Annotated in this window: 21 protein-coding genes; 5 read left to right on the plus strand and 16 right to left on the minus strand. The window is 62.4% G+C overall.

Going from position 1 to position 22,467, the window contains the following annotated elements:
- Positions 1-15: 15 nt before the first annotated feature.
- The 5 genes from dprA to ffh all read right to left on the minus strand — a co-directional run bounded on the left by dprA (position 16) and on the right by ffh (position 3,777).
- The gene (gene dprA / locus IPM16_04130; protein ID MBK9122298.1) at positions 16-1,113 is read right to left on the minus strand and encodes a DNA-protecting protein DprA; all 1,098 of its coding nucleotides are present in this window, start codon (positions 1,111-1,113) and stop codon (positions 16-18) included.
- A complete protein-coding gene (gene rimM, locus IPM16_04135) occupies positions 1,110-1,646 on the minus strand; it encodes a 16S rRNA processing protein RimM (protein ID MBK9122299.1) in 537 nt (178 codons plus the stop codon). The genes dprA and rimM overlap by 4 nt, the downstream gene beginning before the upstream one ends.
- 12 nt (positions 1,647-1,658) lie before the next feature.
- The gene (locus tag IPM16_04140) at positions 1,659-1,886 is read right to left on the minus strand and encodes a KH domain-containing protein (GenBank protein MBK9122300.1); all 228 of its coding nucleotides are present in this window, start codon (positions 1,884-1,886) and stop codon (positions 1,659-1,661) included.
- A gap of 90 nt (positions 1,887-1,976) precedes the next feature.
- Complete coding sequence (gene rpsP, locus IPM16_04145) at positions 1,977-2,390, minus strand: 30S ribosomal protein S16 (protein MBK9122301.1); 414 nt, start codon at positions 2,388-2,390, stop codon at positions 1,977-1,979.
- A gap of 52 nt (positions 2,391-2,442) precedes the next feature.
- Positions 2,443-3,777, minus strand: a complete 1,335-nt coding sequence (ffh, locus tag IPM16_04150; GenBank protein ID MBK9122302.1) for a signal recognition particle protein — start codon at positions 3,775-3,777, stop codon at positions 2,443-2,445.
- 150 nt (positions 3,778-3,927) lie between these two features.
- On the opposite strand from ffh, the gene IPM16_04155 reads away from it, so the two are divergent.
- The 3 genes from IPM16_04155 to IPM16_04165 are packed head-to-tail and all read left to right on the plus strand — an operon-like array spanning position 3,928 to position 6,743.
- Complete coding sequence (locus IPM16_04155; protein ID MBK9122303.1) at positions 3,928-5,049, plus strand: zinc ABC transporter substrate-binding protein; 1,122 nt, start codon at positions 3,928-3,930, stop codon at positions 5,047-5,049.
- Positions 5,050-5,074: 25 nt separating this feature from the next.
- Complete coding sequence (locus IPM16_04160) at positions 5,075-5,869, plus strand: metal ABC transporter ATP-binding protein (protein MBK9122304.1); 795 nt, start codon at positions 5,075-5,077, stop codon at positions 5,867-5,869.
- A gap of 22 nt (positions 5,870-5,891) precedes the next feature.
- Complete coding sequence (locus IPM16_04165; protein MBK9122305.1) at positions 5,892-6,743, plus strand: metal ABC transporter permease; 852 nt, start codon at positions 5,892-5,894, stop codon at positions 6,741-6,743.
- Between the two features lie 106 nt (positions 6,744-6,849).
- Here IPM16_04165 and IPM16_04170 read toward each other — a convergent pair whose 3' ends face one another.
- From IPM16_04170 to IPM16_04200, 7 genes are all read right to left on the minus strand, one after another.
- Positions 6,850-7,635: a TatD family hydrolase gene (locus tag IPM16_04170; GenBank protein ID MBK9122306.1), complete on the minus strand. Its 786-nt coding sequence runs from the start codon at positions 7,633-7,635 to the stop codon at positions 6,850-6,852.
- Between the two features lie 41 nt (positions 7,636-7,676).
- Positions 7,677-8,651, minus strand: a complete 975-nt coding sequence (gene gmd / locus IPM16_04175) for a GDP-mannose 4,6-dehydratase (GenBank protein ID MBK9122307.1) — start codon at positions 8,649-8,651, stop codon at positions 7,677-7,679.
- Positions 8,648-9,598 (minus strand): GDP-mannose 4,6-dehydratase, encoded by a 951-nt coding sequence (locus IPM16_04180; protein ID MBK9122308.1) that lies wholly within the window; start codon positions 9,596-9,598, stop codon positions 8,648-8,650. Before IPM16_04180 ends, gmd begins: the two co-directional genes overlap by 4 nt.
- Positions 9,599-9,666: 68 nt before the next feature.
- Positions 9,667-11,775 carry a DUF4397 domain-containing protein gene (locus IPM16_04185; GenBank protein MBK9122309.1) on the minus strand — a complete coding sequence of 703 codons (2,109 nt, stop codon included), beginning with the start codon at positions 11,773-11,775 and terminating at the stop codon, positions 9,667-9,669.
- Positions 11,776-11,916: 141 nt separating this feature from the next.
- On the minus strand, positions 11,917-14,394 hold the full coding sequence (locus tag IPM16_04190) for a DUF4397 domain-containing protein (GenBank protein MBK9122310.1): 2,478 nt from the start codon (positions 14,392-14,394) through the stop codon (positions 11,917-11,919).
- A gap of 22 nt (positions 14,395-14,416) precedes the next feature.
- On the minus strand, positions 14,417-15,679 hold the full coding sequence (locus tag IPM16_04195; protein MBK9122311.1) for an adenosylhomocysteinase: 1,263 nt from the start codon (positions 15,677-15,679) through the stop codon (positions 14,417-14,419).
- 41 nt (positions 15,680-15,720) lie between these two features.
- A complete protein-coding gene (locus IPM16_04200) occupies positions 15,721-16,686 on the minus strand; it encodes a carbohydrate kinase family protein (GenBank protein ID MBK9122312.1) in 966 nt (321 codons plus the stop codon).
- Positions 16,687-16,789: 103 nt separating this feature from the next.
- On the opposite strand from IPM16_04200, the gene IPM16_04205 reads away from it, so the two are divergent.
- Both IPM16_04205 and tadA read left to right on the plus strand, forming a co-directional pair.
- Complete coding sequence (locus IPM16_04205) at positions 16,790-18,151, plus strand: nicotinate phosphoribosyltransferase (GenBank protein MBK9122313.1); 1,362 nt, start codon at positions 16,790-16,792, stop codon at positions 18,149-18,151.
- 3 nt (positions 18,152-18,154) lie between these two features.
- A complete protein-coding gene (gene tadA / locus IPM16_04210) occupies positions 18,155-19,438 on the plus strand; it encodes a Flp pilus assembly complex ATPase component TadA (protein MBK9122314.1) in 1,284 nt (427 codons plus the stop codon).
- Here tadA and mtnA read toward each other — a convergent pair.
- The 4 genes from mtnA to IPM16_04230 form a co-directional block, all read right to left on the minus strand.
- Positions 19,430-20,473 (minus strand): S-methyl-5-thioribose-1-phosphate isomerase, encoded by a 1,044-nt coding sequence (gene mtnA, locus IPM16_04215; protein ID MBK9122315.1) that lies wholly within the window; start codon positions 20,471-20,473, stop codon positions 19,430-19,432. The two genes, tadA and mtnA, sit on opposite strands and share 9 nt — an antisense overlap.
- Positions 20,473-21,195 carry a cysteine hydrolase gene (locus IPM16_04220; GenBank protein ID MBK9122316.1) on the minus strand — a complete coding sequence of 241 codons (723 nt, stop codon included), beginning with the start codon at positions 21,193-21,195 and terminating at the stop codon, positions 20,473-20,475. The genes mtnA and IPM16_04220 overlap by 1 nt, the downstream gene beginning before the upstream one ends.
- 58 nt (positions 21,196-21,253) lie before the next feature.
- Positions 21,254-21,973 (minus strand): thioredoxin domain-containing protein, encoded by a 720-nt coding sequence (locus tag IPM16_04225; GenBank protein MBK9122317.1) that lies wholly within the window; start codon positions 21,971-21,973, stop codon positions 21,254-21,256.
- A gap of 112 nt (positions 21,974-22,085) precedes the next feature.
- Entirely contained in the window at positions 22,086-22,460 is a 375-nt protein-coding gene (locus IPM16_04230; protein ID MBK9122318.1) for an MmcQ/YjbR family DNA-binding protein, read from the minus strand.
- Positions 22,461-22,467 lie beyond the last annotated feature (7 nt).

A 22,467-nucleotide genomic window follows, 5' to 3' on the forward strand; every position in this document is an offset into this window, starting at 1 on the left:
CGTATGAGAATGGAACTAGGTTAGAGCGCAATATTGCATGGGTCCCACCGATTGTGCAAGTCCCTTTAGCTCGAGCATCGTGAGCGCCGCGAGCGCCTCCCCAACGTCACATCCCAGTGTGCGGACGAGATCGTCGATGTGCAGCGGGTCGCCTCGTAGCAGGGTGTACACCTGCTGCTCGAACGGGTCGTCCGGCGCAACCGCGCTGATGGTCCGGCGCGATTCAACGACTTGCATAGACGGCGCAAGCTCGGACAGGATGTCGGCCGCGCTCATCACCAGCTTGGCACCGTCTTGGATCAGCCGATTACAGCCGCGACCCTGTACGTTGTTCAGGCTGGCAGGCACCGCGAATACATCGCGCCCCTGCTCGGCGGCGGCGGTGGCCGTCACGAGCGCACCGCTGCGTTCCGGGGCCTCGACGATCAGCACGCCGAGCGAGAGACCGCTGATAATCCGGTTGCGACGCGGAAAGTTCTGCCCGTCCGGCGGCGTGCCGGGCGCGAACTCGGTCACGAGCGCGCCGCTGCGCGTGATGTCGTCGGCAAGGCGCGTATGCTGGCGTGGGTAGATCATGTCGATGCCAGTACCCAGCACGGCGATCGTGCGGCCAGCCGCCTCGAGTGCGCCTGTGTGTGCCTCGAAGTCGATGCCTTGCGCCAATCCGCTGACGATCGTGAACCCGCTGCGTGCGACGTCGGTGGACAGTGCACGCGCGGTTTCTGCGCCGAGGCGCGTGGCCTTGCGCGTACCGACCACGGCCAGCGCGCGCTGATCGGCATCGGTCAACTCGCCTCGCACGTAGATCACCATCGGCGGGTTGGGAATCTGGCGCAGGAGGTACGGGTATTCTTCGTCTGCAAGCGTCACGAAGCGTGCGTCAAGCCGCTGCACGCGGGCGACCTCGCCGGGGACGTCGATATCGCGTCGGGCCTGTAGGACGCTGCGAACGACGAACTGCGGCAGCCCGCATTCGCGGAGATCTCGCTCAGAGGCATTCCACGCGGCTAGCAGCGACCCGAACTGCTGCACAAGCGAGTGCGCACGCGCTGCGCCGACGCCGCGAACCCGGCTGAACGCGAGCCAAGACGCGCGCTCGTCCAACGACGTCACGTTGGCAGCAGCCCCTCGATCAGCCGCACTCGAATGCAGCGGGCGGCCTTGTCGATGCCGAGGATGAACTGCGGAACGTCGGGGATGGTGTACTCGCCGTGCTGCTCGCTGCGGACGACATAGATATCGTTCGGCCCGGCTTCGATGATGTCGGAGACTTCTCCGATGTCGGCTCCGTCCTCGGTGACCACGCGCATGCCGATCAACTCGAACAGGTAGACCTCGTTCTCGCCAAGCGGGATCGCGTCCTCGATCGACACCAACACGGCCATGTTGCGCAGCCGTTCGGCCTCGTCGCGATCGTCGATGCCGTCTAGCGTGAGAAGCGCGAGATCGTGATGCGGGCGGACAGAACGAATCGTGTAGGGGCGAGGACTCGGGTCGAACGGGCCTTCACCGAGAAACACGCGCTTGAGCTTCGGAATTCGTTCGGGGTAGTCGGTGATGACGCGCATCCGCAGCTCGCCGCGAACACCGTGCGGGCGTGTGATTTCGCCGATCTGGAGGTACTTGAGGGGCCGGGGAGGCGCCATGACTGCAGCGCCTTAATCGATCTCGAGGATTACCCGCTTGTCGGCCGGAGCCACCACGCGCAAGAGCGTACGCATGGCATTGGCGATGCGACCCTGCTTGCCGATCACACGGCCCATGTCACCCGATGCAACCTTGAGATGCACGATCACCGAGCCGCTTGTCTCCTTGCGGCGCACGTTGACATCGTCCGGCGAATCGACCAACGATTGCGCAATAAGGCGGATCAAATCGTCTTCCATCTGACATCCTTTGGGTACGAATCTGCGCGGGCCGCGACAGCAGCGTGCTTCGGCGCCGCGCAGATCGGGTTACACACGGAGAATGAAGCGTTACGCTTCTTCTGCCTCGCCAGCGTCGTCGCTGGTCGCAGTGGCTGCCTTGGCTGCCGGCGAGCCAACCGGGGCGGGGTAGCTAGTCTTCGGGTCGACCTCGGTCGGCTGAATCGCAGCGGCCTCGGCCATCAGCGCGTCCGTCGACTCGCCTTTGCGCATGCGCTCGAACAGCGCCCACGTCCCGGTGCGCTTCATTACGCTGATCGCTGCCTCGGTCGGCTGGGCGCCGACACTCAGCCAGTACAGCGCGCGGGCGCTATCGACCACGTCGGTGCTGGGACGAGTGCGCGGATTATGGAAGCCGATGTTCTCGATGATACCGCCCGAGCGCTTCTGGCGCTGATCGGTGACGACGATGCGGTAAGCCGGCTGACGCTTGGCCCCGACACGCTGGAAACGGATTCGCAACATGCTTGTACTTGCTCCTTCTGAACACGATCGCAGCGTGGGGCTGCAGATTGTCCTAACCGAGTAAATTGGGCATGCCCTTCGGCATGCGGCCCTTCCGCAGTTGCCCCATCATGGTCTGCATCTGCTGGAATTGATTGAGTACCTCGTTGACGTCGCGCACCTGCGTCCCGCTGCCGGCGGCGATTCGCTTGCGGCGGCTCGCGTTGAGCACTTTCGGGTTGGCGCGCTCTTTCACAGTCATTGAGTTGATGATGGCCTCGACGCGCTTGAGCCGCTTGTCGAGATCCTGCTGGTCGATCTGGCCGGCCATTTGCAGCTTGCTCATGCCCGGAATCATGCCGAGGATCTGCGCGATCGGCCCCATGCGCTTGATCCGCTGAAGCTGTTCGAGGAAGTCCTGCAGCGTGAATTGGTTCTGCAGCATCTTTTTGGCCAGCTTCTCGGCCTCGTCTTCATCGAACTCGGCTTCCGCCTTTTCGATGAGCGTCATCATGTCGCCCATGCCGAGAATGCGGTCGACCAGACGGTCGGGGTGGAAGACCTCGAATCCGTCGATCTTCTCGCCCGTGCCGAGGAACTTGATCGGCACGCTCGTCACCGCGCGCATGGAGATCGCCGCACCACCGCGGGCATCGCCGTCGATCTTGGTCAAGATCAGGCCGGTGAGCCCGACGCGCTGGTTGAAGCCCTGCGCGATATTGACCGCTTCCTGACCGGTCATCGCGTCGGCGACGAGCAAGACCTCGGCCGGATGAGTCCGGCGCTTGATCTCCTCGAGCTCCGCCATCAGCGTGTCGTCGATCTGCAAGCGGCCGGCGGTGTCGATGATGCACACCGCCGCGTTTGCGGCTTTGGCGGCGGCAAGACCGCGCACCGCAATGTCGATCGGCTTGGCGCTCGTGCCTTCTTCGTAGACGGGCACTCCGATTTGCTTGCCCAGCGTCACCAACTGGTCCACAGCGGCCGGACGGTACGTATCGCACGCGACGAGGAAGGGTTGACGGCCTTCGCGGCGCAAGTGCACGGAGAGCTTCGCGGCGGTAGTCGTCTTGCCCGACCCCTGCAGACCCACCAACATGATGACGTGGGGTTTGGTGCCGCTGAAGAAGTTCAGCCGTCCCGGCTCGCCAAGAGTAGTCGTCAGTTCGTCATGGACAATTCTGACAACCTGTTGGGCAGGCCGCAGCGCCTTATGGACCTCGGCGCCAGCAGCGGCATCGCGCACGCGGCCGACGAAGTCCTTGACGACCGGCAGCGCGACATCGGCCTCAAGCAAAGCCATGCGCACGTCGCGCATGACCGTGTTGAGGTCGTTTTCGGTGATGCGGCCGCCTTTTCCGAGGCGGTCAAACGTCTCTTGCAGACGTTTGCTGAGGCCTTCAAACATGACGAATCGACTTGGTTCCCACGGGACAAGTGGCGGCCATTGTAGAGGAACGCCCTCGTTTCGTCAAGGTAAGCGCGCCCTGCCTTGACGGCGTCTAAAGGTCAACCTATACTGAACCAAACGATACTCAGTCTCAATAAGGGTAACACGATGAAACGAGTCATGGGGTTGGCTGTTCTGCTTGTGATGGGCCTGTACAGCTTTGTTGTCGTCGGGCAATCGGACAGGCTGACCGTTGTCGCCAGCTTCAGCATTCTCGCCGACGTGGTCCAAAACGTCACGCTTGGGCAGGCGGACGTTTCGTCGTTAATTCCAGTCGGTGCCGATCCGCACGGCTACGAACCGTCGGCACGCGATCTCGCGGCACTCAGCGAGGCGGACGTGATCTTCGTCGCCGGTGGCGGGTTCGAGGAGCAACTGCTGGACGCCATCGCAGGCGCCGCGCCGGACGTTCCCGTGATCGAAGCCTCCGACTGTGTTCAGGTGCGCTATTTCGGCATTGCATCCGATGTAGACGCGCATGACGAGACTACTACGGCGAAGTCGCCAATGGGAATTGACATTGAAAGCATATGTGACGCGGTTGACGCCAAGACAGCCGATGTCGACAGCCTCAAGGAGGCGATGGGTCTTGGCTCGGTGCGGGTCCCGGTAGACCTGAACCGTCCACGGTTCTTCGAGGCCGGATGCTCGCACAGTGACGCAGAGTCCGGACCGAATGCGGATGTCGAACACGGAGTCTGCGACCCGCACGTGTGGTCTGATCCGCGTAACGTGTTCTACTGGTCGCTCTTTATCGGCGAGGTCCTCGGCGTTCTCGACCCCGGCAATGCCGACCAGTATGCGGCTAATGCCGAGGAATATGCTTATGCGATTGATGATCTGGCGCGGCTTGAACTCGAAGCCGGCCTTGTCGCGATACCCCCGCAAGATCGCGTGCTGCTGACGAACCACGAGACGTTGGGCTACTTCGCCGAGGCATACGAGTTTGAGCTCGTCGGATTTGTGCTGCCGGGTGGATCGACGCTGGCGGAGCCGTCCGCGCAAGACCTTGCCGCGCTGATCGAACTGGTTCGTTCAAGTGGCGTGAAAGCGATATTCGTGGAGACGACGGTCGCGTCTCGGGTCGCCGAGCAGGTCGCGTCCGAAACGGGCGTGCCGATCGTGCCGTTGTACACCGACTCGTTGAGCGATGCGGACGGTGCTGCCGCTACCTATCTCGATTACATGGCCTATAATTTCACGACCATCACGGACGCGCTCGCTCCTTAGTCACGACTTGAGGCTCGTCATCGACATGCACAACCACGCAGTCGCAACCCTACCGGCACTCAAGGTCGAAGGTGTTTCGGCAGGCTACCCTGACGACCGGCGCGCGATCAGCGGCATCGAGTTCGAGGTGCAGCGCGGCGAGCGGGTCGCCGTGCTTGGGCCGAACGGGGCAGGCAAGAGCACGCTCTTCAAAGCGATTGCCGGTGTCATCCCGTTCACGAGCGGTCAGATATCGTTGTTGGGCCGCGACTGTCGGTCGAGCCACGACCTTATCGGCTACGTGCCGCAGGTCAACATTGTCGACTGGACGTTTCCCGCGACGGTTGGCGACGTTGTGATGATGGGGCGTGCGCGCCGCATTGGCTGGCTGCGCTGGCCGCGCCGCGATGACTGGGACGCCGTGCGCCACGCGCTCGACCAAGTCGGCATGCTGGAGCACATCGACCGGCGTATCGGTGCACTCAGCGGCGGACAGAAACAGCGCGTGTTCATCGCTCGCGCCTTGACCCAATCCGCCGACGTGCTGCTGTTGGATGAGCCGTTCAACGGCGTGGACGTCACGACGATCGAGGAGATCCTCGCCACGTTGGACCGGCTTCGCGATGATGGCGTGACTGTCATGGTCGCGACCCATGACATCGAGCTGGCGCTTTCCGAGTTTGACAAGCTTCTGCTGCTCAAGCGCACGCTGATCGCGTATGGCCGGCCTGCCGAAGTGTATACGCCCGAGCACCTGAAGGCGGCGTACGGTTCGCGCGTGAGCATCATGCACGACGGCGACCACACGCTGATCACAGTCGATGAACACGGGTGCTGTTAGGCACCAAAGGAACCGGATGATCATGGGGCAGTTCTTCGAGCCCTTGCAGTACGAATTCATGCAGCGGGCGCTGATCGCCGTCGTCATGGTCGGCATCATCAGCGGCGTCATCGGATGTTATGTGGTCGTCCGCGGTATGTCGTTCTTTGGTGACGCACTGAGCCACAGTATATTGCCGGGCGTGGCGATCAGCTACATCACGACCGGGGGAGCCGTCGGTGTCAACCTGTTCTTTGGCGGGTTGATCGCCGGGATTATCGCAGCGGTCGGCATCGGCTGGCTAACACGCCGCGAACGCCTCAAAGAAGATACGGCTATCGGCATTGTGTTTGTTGCGATGTACGCGTTAGGGATCGCGATCATCAGCCACGACAGCCGGGCCTACGGGCGCGACCTCGTGCACATCCTGTTCGGCAATGTGCTGGGCATTCAGGGTGAAGACCTTGTCATCATGGCGGTCTGTGGCGTGATTGTGCTGGCCGGTACGCTGCTGCTGTACAAGGAGCTTCAGATCATCAGCTTCGACACGAACCTCGCGCGGACACTCAAGCTGCCCGCCGAGGCCCTGCGACTGATCCTCCTTGCGTTCATCGCCGTGACGATCATCGCCAGCCTGCGTGTGGTCGGAATTGCGCTAATGCTCGCCATGCTGATTGTGCCGGCCGCATCGGCTCAGGTGATGGCTAAGCGGCTGCATCACATGATGTTGATCTCAGCGACACTCGGCGTCATCGGCGGTGTGATTGGCCTGCTGCTCTCGTACCATTTGGACATCGCTGCTGGCCCGTCGATCGTCCTTGCGATGACCGTCATCTTCGCAGCAATCTTCGGGCTGTCGCGCGCGTATCTGCGACTGCGGCCTGCGCCCCGCTAAACTAGAAGCTGTAAGCGATGAGTGATGAGACACTGCCCCAGTTCATCGCTTGCCCAGCGTTGCTAGGCACGGTAGCACGTCCTACGATATTCAACCAACCGCCTCGTTACGAAAACCGAAACAGGCGCTCGGCGTTGGCGGTCGTGGCCTCGGCGATCTGCGCAGGCGTCATCTGTTTGACCGACGCAAGCCGCTCGATAATCAGTGGGATATATGCCGGTTCGTTTCGCTCGCCGCGATGGGGCACCGGCGTAAGGAACGGCCCGTCGGTCTCTACGAGGATTCGATCCAACGGGGCGTCTGCCGCAATACGTCGGGTCTGATCGGCGTTCTTGTATGTGATCGGGCCAGTGAAGCCGATGTAGAAACCCGCCGCCAGCGCGCGCTCAACGAGCTCCGGCGGCGCAGAGACTGAGTGCAGTACGCCGGGAGCGTCGCGCAGCACTCCGCCGAGGCTGCCGGCCCAAGCCTCCAGAATCCGAACGACGTCCTCGCTCGACTCGCGGTTATGGATGATCACCGGCAGGCCAAGCTCGGCTGCGAGCTCAAGCTGCGCTTCGAATGCCGCGATCTGATCGTCCTTAGGGCTTTTGTTCCAATAGTAGTCGAGCCCGATCTCGCCGATGCTAACGACGCCCGACGAAGAGGCCAACTCCCGGATTGGGTCCAGCCGCGACGTCTCAAAGCCAGCCGTATCGTTCGGGTGATAGCCGACCGCGGCATAAACAGCGCCGGGGTATCTTGCCGCAAGGCTGACCGCTGTGCGACTCGTGTCAACGTTGACGCCCGGGTTGATGCACCGCGTGACGCCGACAGCGGCAGCACGCGCGACGACCGCGTCGCGGTCCTCGTCATAGGCGTCGAAGTTGAGGTGAATGTGTGTGTCGATCATCGGCGGCAGAGCGCGCGACGTGCTTTCAGACGCGTTCATCCTTACGTCAGTTCGCCGCTCTTGAGCGCCGCAAGGTCGGATTCGACCATCATCTGAACGAGTTGTTCAAACGTGACCTGCGGTTCCCAGCCGAGGATTCGGCCAGCCTTTTCCGGATTACCGATCAGCAGGTCGACTTCGGCAGGGCGGACAAACGCGGGATCCTGCACCGTGTAGTCTTGCCATTTGAGGCCGACGGCATCGAATGCCAGCTCCAACAGGCGCTGCACACTGTGCGTCTGGCCGGTCGCCACGACGAAATCATCCGGCGTGTCCTGCTGCAGCATCAGCCACATCGCGCGCACGTAATCCCCGGCGAAGCCCCAGTCACGCTGGGAGTCGAAGTTTCCGATGCGCAGCTCTTTAGCCATACCGAGTTTGATCTTGGCGGCATGATAAGTCACTTTGCGGGTTACGAACTCAAGGCCGCGGCGCGGGCTTTCGTGATTGAACAGGATTCCGCTGGAAGCATGCAGGTTGTAGCTCTCACGATAATTGACCGTGATCCAGTGGCCGTACACCTTGGCGACGCCGTATGGGCTGCGCGGGTAGAACGAGGTGGATTCGGTCTGAGGGACTTCCTGCACCTTGCCGAACATCTCGGAGCTCGAAGCCTGATAGAAGCGGATTGCGGGGTTGACCATCAAGATGGCGTCGAGCATTCGCGTAACACCCAACGCGGTGACGTCACCGGTGAAGACCGGTTGGCTCCACGATGTCTGGACGAAACTCTGCGCGGCAAGGTTGTAGACCTCGTCGGGCTTCACGTCCTGCAAGGCACGGGTCAGGCTGGTCTGATCGCTCATGTCCCCCGGCACCAGCGTGACTTGGTCCTGGATGTGACGGATGCGCTCGTAGCGCACGGTGCTGGTGCGCCGAACAAGTCCGTAGACCTGATATCCCATGCTCAGCAGGAACTCGGCCAAGTACGACCCGTCCTGACCGGTGATTCCGGTAATCAAGGCGCGCTTACTCATGCGTGTTCTCCTTTGACGCGGGTACGGCAGTCTTCCAGTACGTCCCGCAGGCTGCTCTCGAAAGAAATCTGGGGCGCCCAACCGGTAGTGCGGCGCAGTTTGGAGGCATCGCCTTGCAGCACCGGGATTGGGCTGGGACGAAGGCGACTTGGATCGACCTGCACGTCGACGTGTTTGCTCGACATACCCAGTAGCGTATCGAGCACGTATTGGATGCTGTATGCTTCGCCGGACGCGACGTTATATGCTTCGCCAGCCACCCCGCGCTCCATCAGTGCCGTATAGGCGCGCACGACATCTCGCACATCTGTGAAGTCGCGCCGGGCGGTCAGATCGCCGACGCTGATCACAGGGTCCTGTAACCCCGCCTCGATGCGCGCGATCTGCATGGCAAACGCTGGCGCGACGAACCGATCGCTTTGGCCGGGGCCGATATGATTGAATGCGCGGACACGAAGCGTCGGCATGTCGTGGCTGACGAAGTACTGGTACGCCAGTTGATCCTGCGCGGCCTTGCTCACGCTGTACGGACTGGTCGGCATGAGCGGGGTGGATTCGTCGGTCGGGAACGTTTTGACCTCGCCGTAGATTTCGGCCGAGCTGGTGATCAGCAGTCGCGGGCGGATGTCTACTTTGAGGCAGGCGAGGATCAGGTTCAACTGCCCGCGGACGTTGTTCTCGATCGTCTCCCACGGGTCTTCGAAGGACCGAGGGACAAAGGCTTGACCGGCGAGATGATATATGTGTTCCGGCCGCACCTCGGTGATGAGATCGAGCACTGCGGCTGGCTGACACAGGTCGACCTCATAACACGTAATGCCGTCCGGACCCGCACCTGCACCGGGAAGCTGAGTTCCGAACAGCTTGGTATCCGGAGCAGAGTCCTGAAGCCAGCGGGTGAGTATCCGGCCTACGAAGCCGCCTGAACCCGTAATCAGTACACGCAAAGTCTGTTACTTTCCCCCGGAGATACCGCACGCGGCGATTATAGCCGCTGACCGCGTGCGGTCTAGTCCTAAGGGGTGGAGCGCACGACCGGCGCGATCTGTACTTCCGTCGTAGCCGCCGTGCGATACTCGAAGACGAAGATGTCGGTATGCGTGCCCGGTTCAAGCGCAGCGCCGTCGATGATGCCCAGCACACCGTTCTCTTGGTCGATGACGTAGATGATCGACTCGGTCGTAGTGGGCGTCTGGATCGATGCTTTCCCTTCAGCGACGCCGACGACCGATACGAACACCCCGATCGGCAGACGGGCGCGCCCGCCTTCGTATTCATTCGGGACCTCGGAGGTCGGCGTCGGTTCAAGGGTCGGAGTTGCGGTCGGGCCGCCGACGATCTGAGGCGGTTTGACGGCGAAGCCTAATCCATAAAGTACGGTGGAGCTTTGTGTCAGGTTGATCAAGCGAACGCGTGGATCGTCGGATGAGAACGAAAGGTCGCCGTCCTCGAAGATGCGCGCGTTGATGCCGTTCTCAACCGTGCCGAAGATCACCACCGTGTACTCACCGGGATCGCCAAGCGAGAAGCGCGTATCGACAAGGGTCGCGCCGCCGGCCGGGAGCCTCGCCGACAAACCGAGCGTGTCGCCGAAGATTTCGACGGGTTCACTGCCGATCCTGTAGTCGAGGTCGACAAGCGCAATCTCGCCTTCGACAAAGATATCGACACCTTGCTGCGACACCATGATATTGACGAACCGGACGAGGTAGTCTGCTTCGATGGGCCGCCCGGTCTCGGTCGACAGCGTTTCGTCGACGGACACCTGTTCACCCAGCGTAACCGGCCCGTCTTCGGCGCCTGTCACGAAGAAGACGATGCTTTGCCCGCTTGGGATTGCGACATCTTCAGACAACTGCACGATATCGCTCTCGATGCTGTCATCACGGAAGAATAAGCGGGTCGAACCCGTGTCAAGAAGGGTCGGATTGCTCACGCCGCCGAGAGGGACAGCGCCGACGTCCTCCAGTGCCGATGTCCCGATGCCGGGCCGAACGGCCCGCGAGCCGGGTGCCGCGTTGACGAACACCACCCGCGACTTGCCCGGCGGCACTGCCGACAGGTCTTCTTCGATCCATACCCAGCGCATGTCCGCGACGGGGCCGAAGACTGCGAGGGTCACGATCGAGCCCGGGCGTGCGGTTACGGGCTGCGATGCGATATACGGCGTGGATGCGCCCAGATCGGCGCCAGCCGTGTACACGCTGAGCCGGTATTGGCCGGACGGATAGGTGACACGGTCTGTGGTGACGTTTGGCGCAAGACCACCGGTCAACAGCTCGCCGGTCAGATACACGTCGACTTCGCGTGCTTCGGTGCTCAAGTTGACCACGCGAAGCCCGAACTGACCGGGTACCGGTGCTTCAAATGTATATAGCAACGGGCGGTCGCGCGGTCCGGTGACGACCGCGATCGTGCTTGTCAGCGGCCGAACCCGGAGCGTGTCGTTGAAGATTTCTTCGGCGTCGTTAATGACGGTGAAGATCAGTTCTTGGCCGGGGATCGCGAAACCGTCGCTGACCCCGCCGAGTTCGAGAACGCTGCTGCTAGCCCCTGCCCGCACTTGAATGTCGCCGATGCCGGACATGGCGTGGACGAAACGCACCGAAGCCTGATCTTCGGCAAGGCGCGGTTGCGTCACGTCAAAGTGCTCGATGTGCAGTCCGCCCGCGTTATCGGGGACGACCACGGCATCGATAATCTCACCCGGCAAGAACTCGATGTCGACCGAAGCCAGCGGCTCGTCGGCCTCTTGTGCGCGTGACCGGACTTCCAACGTGTACGTACCGGGAATCACCGGCGTGATGCTGCTTGCCCGGCCAAAACCGAGACCGTTCAGCAGTGAATCGCCGGCGAGACGGGCGTCAAGAGCCCCGACATCGGGCGCTGCGTGTATCATGCGCAGCGAGGCGGTGCGCGTCATGGCGGAGATGTTCGAACCAAACACCGAGGTCGGGCGCGGTGTCGGGCGCAGGCGCGGTGTCGGGGCGGGTGTCGCAGTATCCGGTACCGCAGACGGCAGCGGAGAGGGTTCGGACGTCGGCAGCGCCTCCGGTGCGGCGGGCTGGCACGCGGCCAAGATCGTGATACAGAGCACGGCCACGATGCCGAGCAAGTTCCTCATGCAACAGCCCCCTTGATGCGCATGCGCGTCTCACGCTCAATATACCAGAGAGCGTCGGTACCTGTCACGGAATGTCAAAACAACAAAACACGCCCCGGCAGATTCCCGTCGGGGCGTGTTCCTCGTGATGAAGCAGCAATTCTACGGCGCCGGCGTCGCGGTAGGCGTCGGTGTCGCTGTCGCGTTGAACGTCGTATTGACCGGGATATCGGCGATGGTGATCGGGCGGCCGTTGAACGACAGCGTCGTATACAACGAAGCCACCCAGCCGACGAATCCATCGAACTCGACTTCCAGCCACGCGTCCGACCCGCTGCGGCTCAATACCCGAACCTGTGCGCCAAGTGGGACCTGCGTCAGGACTTCCGCATCGACGGTCGGTGTGCGGCGCAAGTTGAGGCTCACGCCGGGGTCGAGGCCGATCACGGTGGCGACGTTAACGCCGCGCAGCGGATCCTGCGTAGGCTGTACGAGCGGCGGCGCCCCAGCTGTGACCGCCCCACGGCGCGTCTCTTCGTCGACATCCGTGAGGAGATTCAACGCGCGAACCTCGTCCAGCGTGACCGAACGGCCGCGATACTCATAGCGCAGGTAAAGCGTTCCTGCCCAGCCGGCGATCGTACCGCCCTCTGCCGGCTCGAACTCCACAAACGCCCAATCGCCTGACTGCCCGATACCGACGAGTCGCGCATTCTGGCCCAACTCCATGCGGCCGAGCACCTCGCCGCCCGATTCCGGCGTGCGGCGGATGTTAAGCCCAACGCCCGGATCGAGGTTGAACACGACCGCTCGGGCGAAGTTTTCTGGCGGGGCCGGCGTAGCGACGATGGTGCCGGTGCTGCTGCCGGGTTGATTTTGCGGGACGGTTGGCAGGTCGCGCAGAAGTTGGCGATCGCCGCGCGGGTTGCGCAGGTCGACGTACAGCGAGTTAATCCACGCATTGACCTCGCCGTCCGCCGTCGTCAGCGAGACGTTGATCCAAGTGTCGACCGCTTCGAGATCCTGATTCGCTTCGGTAAGCAGCGTGACCGGGTCAACCCAATCGGTGCCGTCCGGAAGCGGGATCACGTCGCCGGTCAGGATGTCGATCGGGGCCCCGACACGGCCATTGACCGTGAATACCGTACCGGAGGGGGCCAAGCCCAGCGAACGGGCATCGGCGCGCGGATATTCGCGAAGCTGCAAGTTCGCGCCCGGATCGAGCACAACGCGCGCCGTCGGAAGCGACGGAACGGTGGGCGCCGTCACGATCGACTGGACGGTTGGCGCGGGTGACTGTGGGGCGGCAGTCGGCTGAGCGACCGCAACGGTTGTCGGAAGCGCGGTCGGTTCGGCGGACGCGAGCGTTTCGGCGGCGCCCGGTGCGCTGTTCATCGCCACCGCGAGGCTGGTCGGATTGACGTCCAGCCCGAATGAGCTGCCTTCGCGCACTGCGATCAAGTTGACATACGTGCCGCCATAGAAGGCGACCGCCGGGATGTTGATATCGGCAGCGACTTCGCCGACGGCCACCGACATCGTCAAAGCTTGGCGCGACGGTGACAGCGTCACGGCCTCGCTCGCCTCGCCGAATGCCAGCCCGGAAGCGATAGACGTTCCATCCTCAAGCGTCAACGACACGACCGACCCGGCGATACCATTGATCAGGCTGACCACCGCGCTGCGCGGTGAGACGCCTGCAACCGAGTCGGCAAACGCTGCTACGCGCAGGTCATCAAGCGACCCCACGGCGGCGACGGTCTGCGCGCCACCGACCTCGACTTCGACATCCGCAGTCGTGATCTCGGCGCCGCCCCCGGCAACGCGCAGCGTCGCGGTATAGCTGCCTGCCTCGACCGGAATGTGGACGCTGGACTCGCCGAACGCCAGCCCCGGTACGACAAGATCACCGTTGAACAGCACGTCGACGTTCGGAGCGCCGTCTGCACCGTGGCTCACGCGGACAAATCCGACATCCCCGGCCACGTTTACAGGCGCCTTAAGCAGGAGCGCCGAAGGTGCCGTCGCCGGCCCGTACAACACGAGCATGTGCGACGTGCGGCCCGCTAATGCAAACGGAGTCGCCGCAACGACCGGCGCATCACTGCTGCCGCCTTCCGGAACGACCGTGAACGTGTAGGTGTTCACCGGCACGTCGATGGTATTCAAGAAGCCGCGATAGGGCAGGCCGGTTGCGATGGTCTGGCCTTCGGCGATGACGTCAACATTCGGCGCGCCGTTCACGGCATGAATTACCATGAAGCGCGTCGTGGCGAGGCTGACTTCTGCCAGTGAATCCTCGAAGACGTCGAACGTCAGCGGATCGGTCGACGACGCGATCAGTGTGAGCGCGCTGTTGGCCGACGCCGGCACGACCTGTTCCCATAACGTGCTGCTGACACCTGCCAGCGTGACACGTACGGTGAGATCGGCGGCTGGCGTATCGACATAACCGGTCGACTGACCGTAACCCAAGTTCGAGGCGGTTAGGTTGTCATTGATGTAGATGTCAAGCCCGGCGACAGCCGGAATGACGTGGACGAGCCGAACTTGCGCGCCTGCGTCCTGAGCGGAAACGCCGATAGGCAGCGCCAAGAGCAGCACTGCGGCGGCCAACACTAGAATACGAAATGCTCGCATGGTCCCTCCTTCACGATGCAGATTACGTGCCCTCTTCCCACTGGTTGAGGTACGCCTGCTGCTGGGGTGTCAGGGTATCGATGCGAACCCCCATCGATTCCAGCTTCAAGCGTGCAATCTCCTGATCGACCTCTTGCGGAATGGTGTACACGTCGGGCGCCAAGCCCTTGGCATGCTGCAGCATGTACTCGGCAGCAAGCGCCTGATTGGCGAAGCTCATGTCCATGACGCTCGCAGGATGTCCTTCTGCGGCGGCGAGGTTGATCAGGCGGCCTTCTCCCAGCACGTAGACAGCCTTACCCCCAACGATATACTCCTCAACGAACGGGCGAACCAGACGCGGTTCACCTGCGCTCATCCCACGGAGTCCCTCGAGGTTGATCTCGACATTGAAGTGACCGCTGTTGGCGACGATCGCGCCGTGCTTCATGCGTTCGAAGTGATGGGTGTCGATGACGTTGATATCGCCGGTCGCCGTGACGAAGATGTCGCCGACTGCGGCGGCCTCGGACATCGGCATGACGCGGAAACCGTCCATGACCGCTTCCAGCGCACGCAGCGGATCGACTTCGGTGACGATCACATTGGCGCCCATGCCGCTCGCGCGGCTGGCAATACCGCGGCTGCACCACCCGTACCCGGCGACGACGACGTTGCGGCCCGCCAGCAGGATGTTGGTCGCGCGGACGATACCGTCGATCGTGCTCTGGCCGGTGCCGTAGCGGTTATCGAACAGGTGCTTGGTATTGCTGTCGTTTACCGCCAGCACGGGGAACTTGAGTGCGCCGTCTTTTGCCATGGCGCGCAGACGGATGACGCCGGTCGTCGTTTCTTCGGTGCCGGCCACCACGCCCTCGAGCAGCTCGCGGCGGTTCTTGTGCAGTTCGCTGACCAGATCGCAGCCGTCATCCATGGTGATTTGCGGGCGGTGATCCAACGCAGCCTTAAGATGGTCAAAGTAGGTGGCCTTGTTCTCGCCCTTGATCGCGTAGACCGGTATTTCGTCATGGGCGACCAACGACGCCGCGACATCGTCCTGCGTGGAAAGCGGATTGCTGGCGACCAGCACGATGTCCGCGCCTCCGGCCTGAAGGGTCTTCATCAGGTTCGCCGTTTCGGTCGTTACATGAAGGCACGCCGATACGCGCACACCCTTCAGAGGCTTTTCTTTCTCGAAGCGCTCGCGGATCGCGCGCAGCACGGGCATTTCATGTTCCGCCCAGTCGATGCGGAATCGCCCGCCCTCAGCGAGGCCGATATCTTTGACGTCGTGTTCAGTAGCCATGTAATCTCCTGTGTAGGCCGTATGATGTGGATGCGTGCGGCTTAGGGCACGTCGAGCAGTTCGTCGAGCAGTCCGTTATCGCGGAACGTTCCACGGAAACGCGAGACGAAGTCCTGCGGCGTGAAGTGGTGGCTCTGCGGCCCGATGTGTTCGAGAACGTAAGTCGCGCAAAGTGACCCGACCAGACCGCACAGCCGCAGCGGCCAGCCTGCCATCATCCCACGAATCAACCCCGCGCGGAAGGCATCGCCGACGCCGGTCGGATCGGCAACATGAACCTCGGGGAACGCGGGTACGTCCTCTTCGCCACCGTCGTGATAGATCGTCGAGCCGTGCTTGCCACGGGTGATCACGACAACGGGGATCTTCTTGCGAAGCATCTCGATATCGTACCCGGTCTTGCGCTGGATGATGCTCGCCTCGTAGGCATTGACCACCATCGCATACGCGCCTTCGAGATCGCGCGCAAGCTCCTCGCCCGAAAGGCGAGGCACCTGCTGGCTGGGATCGTAGATAAACCGAATCCCGCGCCGCCGGCACTCTTCCGCATAATTGGTCATTGCCTGCGGGTCATTCGGCGAGATCACGACCCACTCGGGCTTGTCCGGGTACACGTCGGCAATCGTAAAGTGGCTGGCCTTGGCCATCGCGCCGGCATAGAACGACGCGATCTGGTTGTTGTCGAGATCGGTGTTGGCAAAAAACGATGCAGTAAATACTTCGTCAAGCTGGCGCACGGTCGAACAGTCTACCCCGTGCGATTCGAGCCACAGCCGGTACTCGCCGAAGTCGCGCCCGACGGTGCCGAACAGCTTCGGCCGCACGCCCAACATCGCGAGCGAGTACGAGATGTTGGCCGCGACACCCCCCCAGTGGCGCGTCATCTCGTCCACAAGAAAACTGAGACTGACTTGATGCAAATCTTCGGCGATGATGTGTTCGACGAATCGCCCCGGAAAGCGCATCAGGTAGTCGTAGGCGATCGAGCCGGTCAAAATTACACTCATTTGGGGGTATCCGTGGTTTCCGGTAATGCCGCGCGAAACACGGGGATTATAATCTAACGATGGCATACGTCTATGAGCAATACTGGTTACGGAAAGGCGGCAGATGACACTTTTCGACGGAAATCGGCTCACACAGGATGTCATGACACTGCCGGTAGAAGCGATCCGCCGCGGCCAGTTCAGCGACAAGTATTTCGAGAACATCGTCACGATCTTGGCGGGTCTGTCCGACCGTGGCACCACGTTCGGCTCTTCGGTTGGCGACCGTGCGACGCGGTTCGCGGCGGTTGACGAACAGGTCGGCGACGTGGTTGTAGAAGCGCAGGTATTCAACCGCCGTTTGCCCTACGCGTTGGTGGGTGGCGTGGACGCCGCACTGGCGCTCCTCCGCCACGCCAGCGGCGTGCCCGGCCGGCCCGACTGCGACGACGCATGGCGTAGCTTGGAGGTCGAAGCCGTTCACGACGGGACCATCACGGAATACGACGGCCAGCCTGAGAACGTGCATCCTGTGATGCGCATTCGCGGCCGCTATCGCGACTTCGCCGTCCTCGAAACGCCGATCCTCGGTTATCTCACGCGAGTAAGCCGCACCGCGACCAACACCCTCAACGTACTGCGCGCGGCCGGCACCAAACCGGTCCTTTACTTCCCAGCCCGCTTCGATCTACCGGAGGTTCAGGCGGCAGATGGCTACGGCTATTGGCTTGCTGTGCAGCGGCACGCGTTCGAAATGTCCCAGCAGGCTGGACATCCAGTCGAGTATCGTGCGCGCGTCAGCACGGATGCACAGGGCCAGTGGTGGGGCGGCAGCGGCGGCGGAACCGTGCCTCACGCGTTGATCGCAGCATTTCTCGGCGATACAGCGGCGGCTATGGTCGCATTTGCCGAGCACGTGGCGTTGGACGTTCCGCGCATCGTGCTGGCGGATTTCAACAACGACGTGCTGCAGGCGACACGCGATACGCTGAACGCCTATTGGCCGCGCTACTACGCCGCGCTGCGCGCCGGAGATGGCGATCGTCAAGCGCGCTGGACTTTGACCGGCGTTCGTATCGATACCGCAGGCAACCTGCTGGATGCGTCGTTGACCGACGATACGGACAAAGGGGTGAGCGCCGCGCTCGTACGAGCCACGCGGCGCGCCATCGACGAATGGCCGGACACGTTAGCCGTGGGCGATGCCGAACTTGATGTGGCGCGGCACTACGCCGCAGCCGTTCAGATCATCGTCACGGGCGGCTTCAACATCGAGCGCATTACTGCATTCGAGAGTGACGGCGTGCCGGTCGATATGTATGGGGTTGGTTCGTCGTTGATGACTAACGACAAGACGACCAACACCGACTTCACGATGGACGTCGTGCGCGCCAACCTGAACGGCCGATGGGTAGACGTGGCTAAGGTGGGCCGTCGTGCAGGTTCACATCGGGGACTGCAAGCTGTTGATTTGAGCGAGCTGTAGCACATGAGCGACGAGAAGCGCGATTGGAGCAAGGGCGTACGGCTGGTGCCATCTAGGCAGGGTACGCGTATGGTGTCGATTCGTGCGCTGGTCGAGCGGGTGGTCGATCAGTTCATGCGTGAGTTTGGAGACGATCATCCCGATGTCGTGGCCGCAAAGACCCGGACCGAACGGCTGAAGCTGCTGCGCGATACCGTGCTGTACGTGACCGCCATCGAGTCGGCAGACTTGGATCAGGCCGAGCTGGCAGCGCTGACGGACGAGGCGTACTCGGAACTCTTTGGTTACGGCGGCCTCGACCGGTACCTTGCCGACCCGGCGGTATCGACTGTCACGTTCGAAGGTATCGAGAAGACTGCGGCGCGGTCGGGATTGGGCGAGCTGGAGCCTGCTGGCCGGGCGTTTGAGGATTTCGCATCCCTGCAGCGGGTGCTCGTGCGGATGCTGGCCGACGCCGATACGGAGCTGGGTCACAGTCCTTACTATGAAGTCGGTCTGACTGCCTTCGGGCGGCGCATGTGTCTCAATCTGGTGATGCCTCCCGCCGCCTCCCTGCCCGAAGGCTACATCCGGCTGCATCCGGCTGAACCGATCCCGCTTAATGCGTTCGCAGATGGCGAAACGACGCTGGCCGTGCTGCGGGCCATCGCCCGATCGTCGCACGGGGTGCTGGTTGTGGGCGAGGCGGACAGTGGCAAGACGACGCTCGCCGGCGCGTTGGCTCGCGAAGCTGACGCACGGTCAGTGCGTTCGATTGAGCGTGCGGGCGAACTTGCGCTGGCAGGTGGCGCAGAACGGTTCGTCGTGCAGTGGCCGAAGGACGACCGACCTCCGGTGTCTTTTGCCGAGACGGCCGCTGCCGCAGCGGAGCTGCCGTGCGAGCTGCTGGTGGTCGACGAGATTCGTGCCGACGAACCTGCCGCCGTGCTGCCGCTGCTGAATGCCGCCGGCGTTAACCGGCAGATCTGGACCTTTCGCGGCACAGCCGAAGCGAAGCGCCTTGCGCCCGCGCTGTCCATGCTGACCCTACGCGCCATGCAGGCGGCAGGGAGTGCCGACGGGCCGGCCAAGTCCGTGTTCGAGACGCTGCCGTTTGTCATCACGCTTCGGCGGCGCAAGGGCAGACTTGCGATTGTTGGGATCAGCGAATGGCAGGCGGACGAAGCCAGAGCGCCCAGCATGGTCGAGTTGTTGGGGCAGGGATGGAACGGACTTGAACCGACAGGCAAAGTGCCGCAGCGTGCGCTCGATGTCGATCCGACGCGATGGGCGAAGCCGTCAGAGTAGCTGCCCGGCGGCGGCCTTCCGCAGCGACTCGGTAAACGGGGGCCGCGCGATCCCGTACTCGGTGATGATACCGGAGACGTAGCGCGCGGGCGTCACGTCGAAGGCCGGGTTGCGCGCCCGGAAGTGATCGGGCACGAGTTTGTTGCCATAAGGGTTGGTGACCTCTTCGGGGCCGCGCTCCTCGATCGGGATTTCGCCGCCGCTCGCCAGCGACAGGTCGACGGTCGATGTCGGCGCGACGGTATAGAACGGGATTCTGTTCTCCTTAGCTAGCACGGCAAGCTGGTACGTCCCGATCTTGTTGGCGAAATCACCGTTGGCGGCGATGCGATCGGCGCCGACGAGCACCAACTGCACCTCGCCGCGCTGCATGAAGTAACCGGCCGCTGTGTCAGGCAGTATATCGTACGAGATTCCCTGCTGCTCCAGTTCCCACGCTGACAATCGCGCGCCCTGAAGCCGTGGGCGAGTCTCGTCGAGAAAGACGTGAAAATGCGTACCTGCCTCATGTGCGGCGCGGATCACGCCCAGCGCGGTGCCGTAGTCGACTGCCGCCAGCGCCCCGGTATTGCAGTGGTGCAGGACGGTCGAATCGTCGGTGATCAGGTCGCGCCCGTGGCGGCCGATCGCCTTGCAGATTTCCACGTCGGCGTCCGCCATCGACATCGCCGCATCGACAAGCGCGCGGCGGAATTCGTCGGCGGTGCGGTAGTCCTGCTGCTCGGCCAGCTTGAGCATCGTATCGACGGCCCACGCCAAGTTGACTGCGGTCGGCCGCGCGTTCTTGAGCAGACTGGCCGCCATCGAGAGGTCGGCGCGAATGCCCTCCGGTGAGCGTGCGAGGCTCGTGACTCCGGCCAGCGCCATGCCGAACGCCGCCGACACGCCAATCGCCGGCGCGCCGCGCACGGTCATATTGGTGATCGCTTCGGCGACCTGTTCGACCGTGCGCAAATCGACGGTTTCGAACGACCACGGCAGCGCCCGCTGGTCAATCATGCGTACGACGCCGTCCACCCAATCGACCGTGCGCATCAGGCCACTACCTCGCTTACGACCTCGACGCCGTTCAGCATCATCGAATACAGAAACACGATGTGGAGCAGGTCACCGTCATGCGGCACTGCGCCGATCTGCTGGGCAGTGTCGACAGGCAGATTGTACGTATCCACGGCGTTCACGGGTACGATCACCCGGACGCCGGCCCGCTGGTGTTGATTGGCTGATAGGCGCAAGTGCATGGCGAGCTGGTAAGTGCACAAATCCGTGCAGTCGCCGACGGCAATCCACGTCTTGACGTGTGCGCGGGTGTCGAGCCACGCCTGAAAGCCGGTCGCGAATGCGCTGTTGATGCTGTTCTTTTCGAACACCGGAATCGAGTCGAAGAAGGGAAGCGCGCGAAACGCATCCACCGTCTCGGCCTCCACCGTACCGCGGATGCAGTGCGGCGCATAGCTGGCAAACTCGACGGCGTCTACCGGGTGCGCGTCCTGTGTGAGGGCGATGTTGCGCACGCCGAGCGCCCACGCATCGCGGAGCAAAGCGGCAATCGGTGCGATGATGCCATCTACGCGCGGTGAGGCCAACGGGCCGACCGAGCAGAAGCCTTTAATGACATCGACGCTGACGATGCCAACCGCGTCTGGACCTGCTTGTGAAACAAGATCGCGCAGCGACGCCGGCTTGAGTGACTCCTGCCAATCCACGACCCACGACAAGAAAGGCCTGCTGCGTTCGATTAGGGTGTCGACATTCATCGGTTCCTCCTTGATCTTGGCGAGCAGGCCTATAGGGTTATATGGTACCGCGAAACGCCTATTGGAACGTTTCGACGATGGCTGCGATCCCTGTGATGCCGCGGTCGCTGACGGGCTGCGGCGAACCGCCGTCGACTCGATAGAGCACGGTGGGCGTGCTGCTTACGCCGAGCGACCGCGCGAGCCGCAGATCTGCCTCCGCTTGCGAAGCGTCCTGCGAGCAGCGTAGAAGTTGTGCGAAGTCGGTACCGGTGCGTTCAGCGATTCCCTGAGAGAAATTCGCGCCCGAGGTGCCGGACAAGACCAGTTCGTATGCCACTTCACTGGCATAAGCGTATGTGCCGGGCCGCTGTTCTTCAATGCACTCGAGCAGATTGGCGACTTGGTTCGTATTGGGGTTCGCGTTGGTGCCGGCCGTTGGCAGCGTGCGCATTTCGTAACGCGCTTGGCCAGTCTTCACGTAGTCGGAGATAAACTGATCCATCGTGGGCTTGTACTGCTGGCAAGCCGGGCAGTACCAGTCAAAGAACTCGACGATGGTGACACGGGCCTCCGGATTGCCGATGACGTAGCCACCATCCGCAAGGCGCTCGTACGGGATGTCAGAGAAGTACGCCTCGTCGAACGATGCGCGACCGCCGCGAGACGACACGAGCACCAACACAATGGCGATCAGCGCAACCGCGCCGATAATGGCGATCAAAAACGTCTGCTGGTTACTGCGTGCGGGGGCGGCCTTCGGGGTCGCGGCGGTCTTGCTTTTGGCTGCGTCAGCCATGGGAGACTCCTCAGTAATCACTCGGCGTGTCAGGTGGTAAGTCGAAATCGTAATACAAAACGGACGCGCGTCAAGCGGAGTTTACACTCTGATGACATTTGTAGGCGTGTCGTCAGAACTTTCTGATCAACGACTCACGTACGGACTTCGGCAGCGACTTGAACACCTGCTGATAAGCGTGTTCGATCATGTCCTCGATTTCCGGCGGTGGTATCGTCCCGTCCACGACCACCGTATTCCAATGACGTTTGTTCATGTGGTAGCCGGGTGTTACTGCGTCGTACGTCGAACGCAGCATGTCGGCGAGTACAGGTTCGCACTTCAGTGTGATGCGCGGTGGCGTGCTGCGTGGGTCGACCGACATCAGCGCGAAGATCTTGCCGTGCAAGCGAAACACCAGTGTATCGGCATCGAACGGGAAGTCGGACGTGACATACGGCAACGCGTCGCACATTTCGCGCAGGTCGTCAATCGAAAGCACGCTCATGGTCTGC

The organism is Candidatus Flexicrinis affinis (assembly GCA_016716525.1).
GTDB lineage: Bacteria > Chloroflexota > Anaerolineae > Aggregatilineales > Phototrophicaceae > Flexicrinis > Flexicrinis affinis.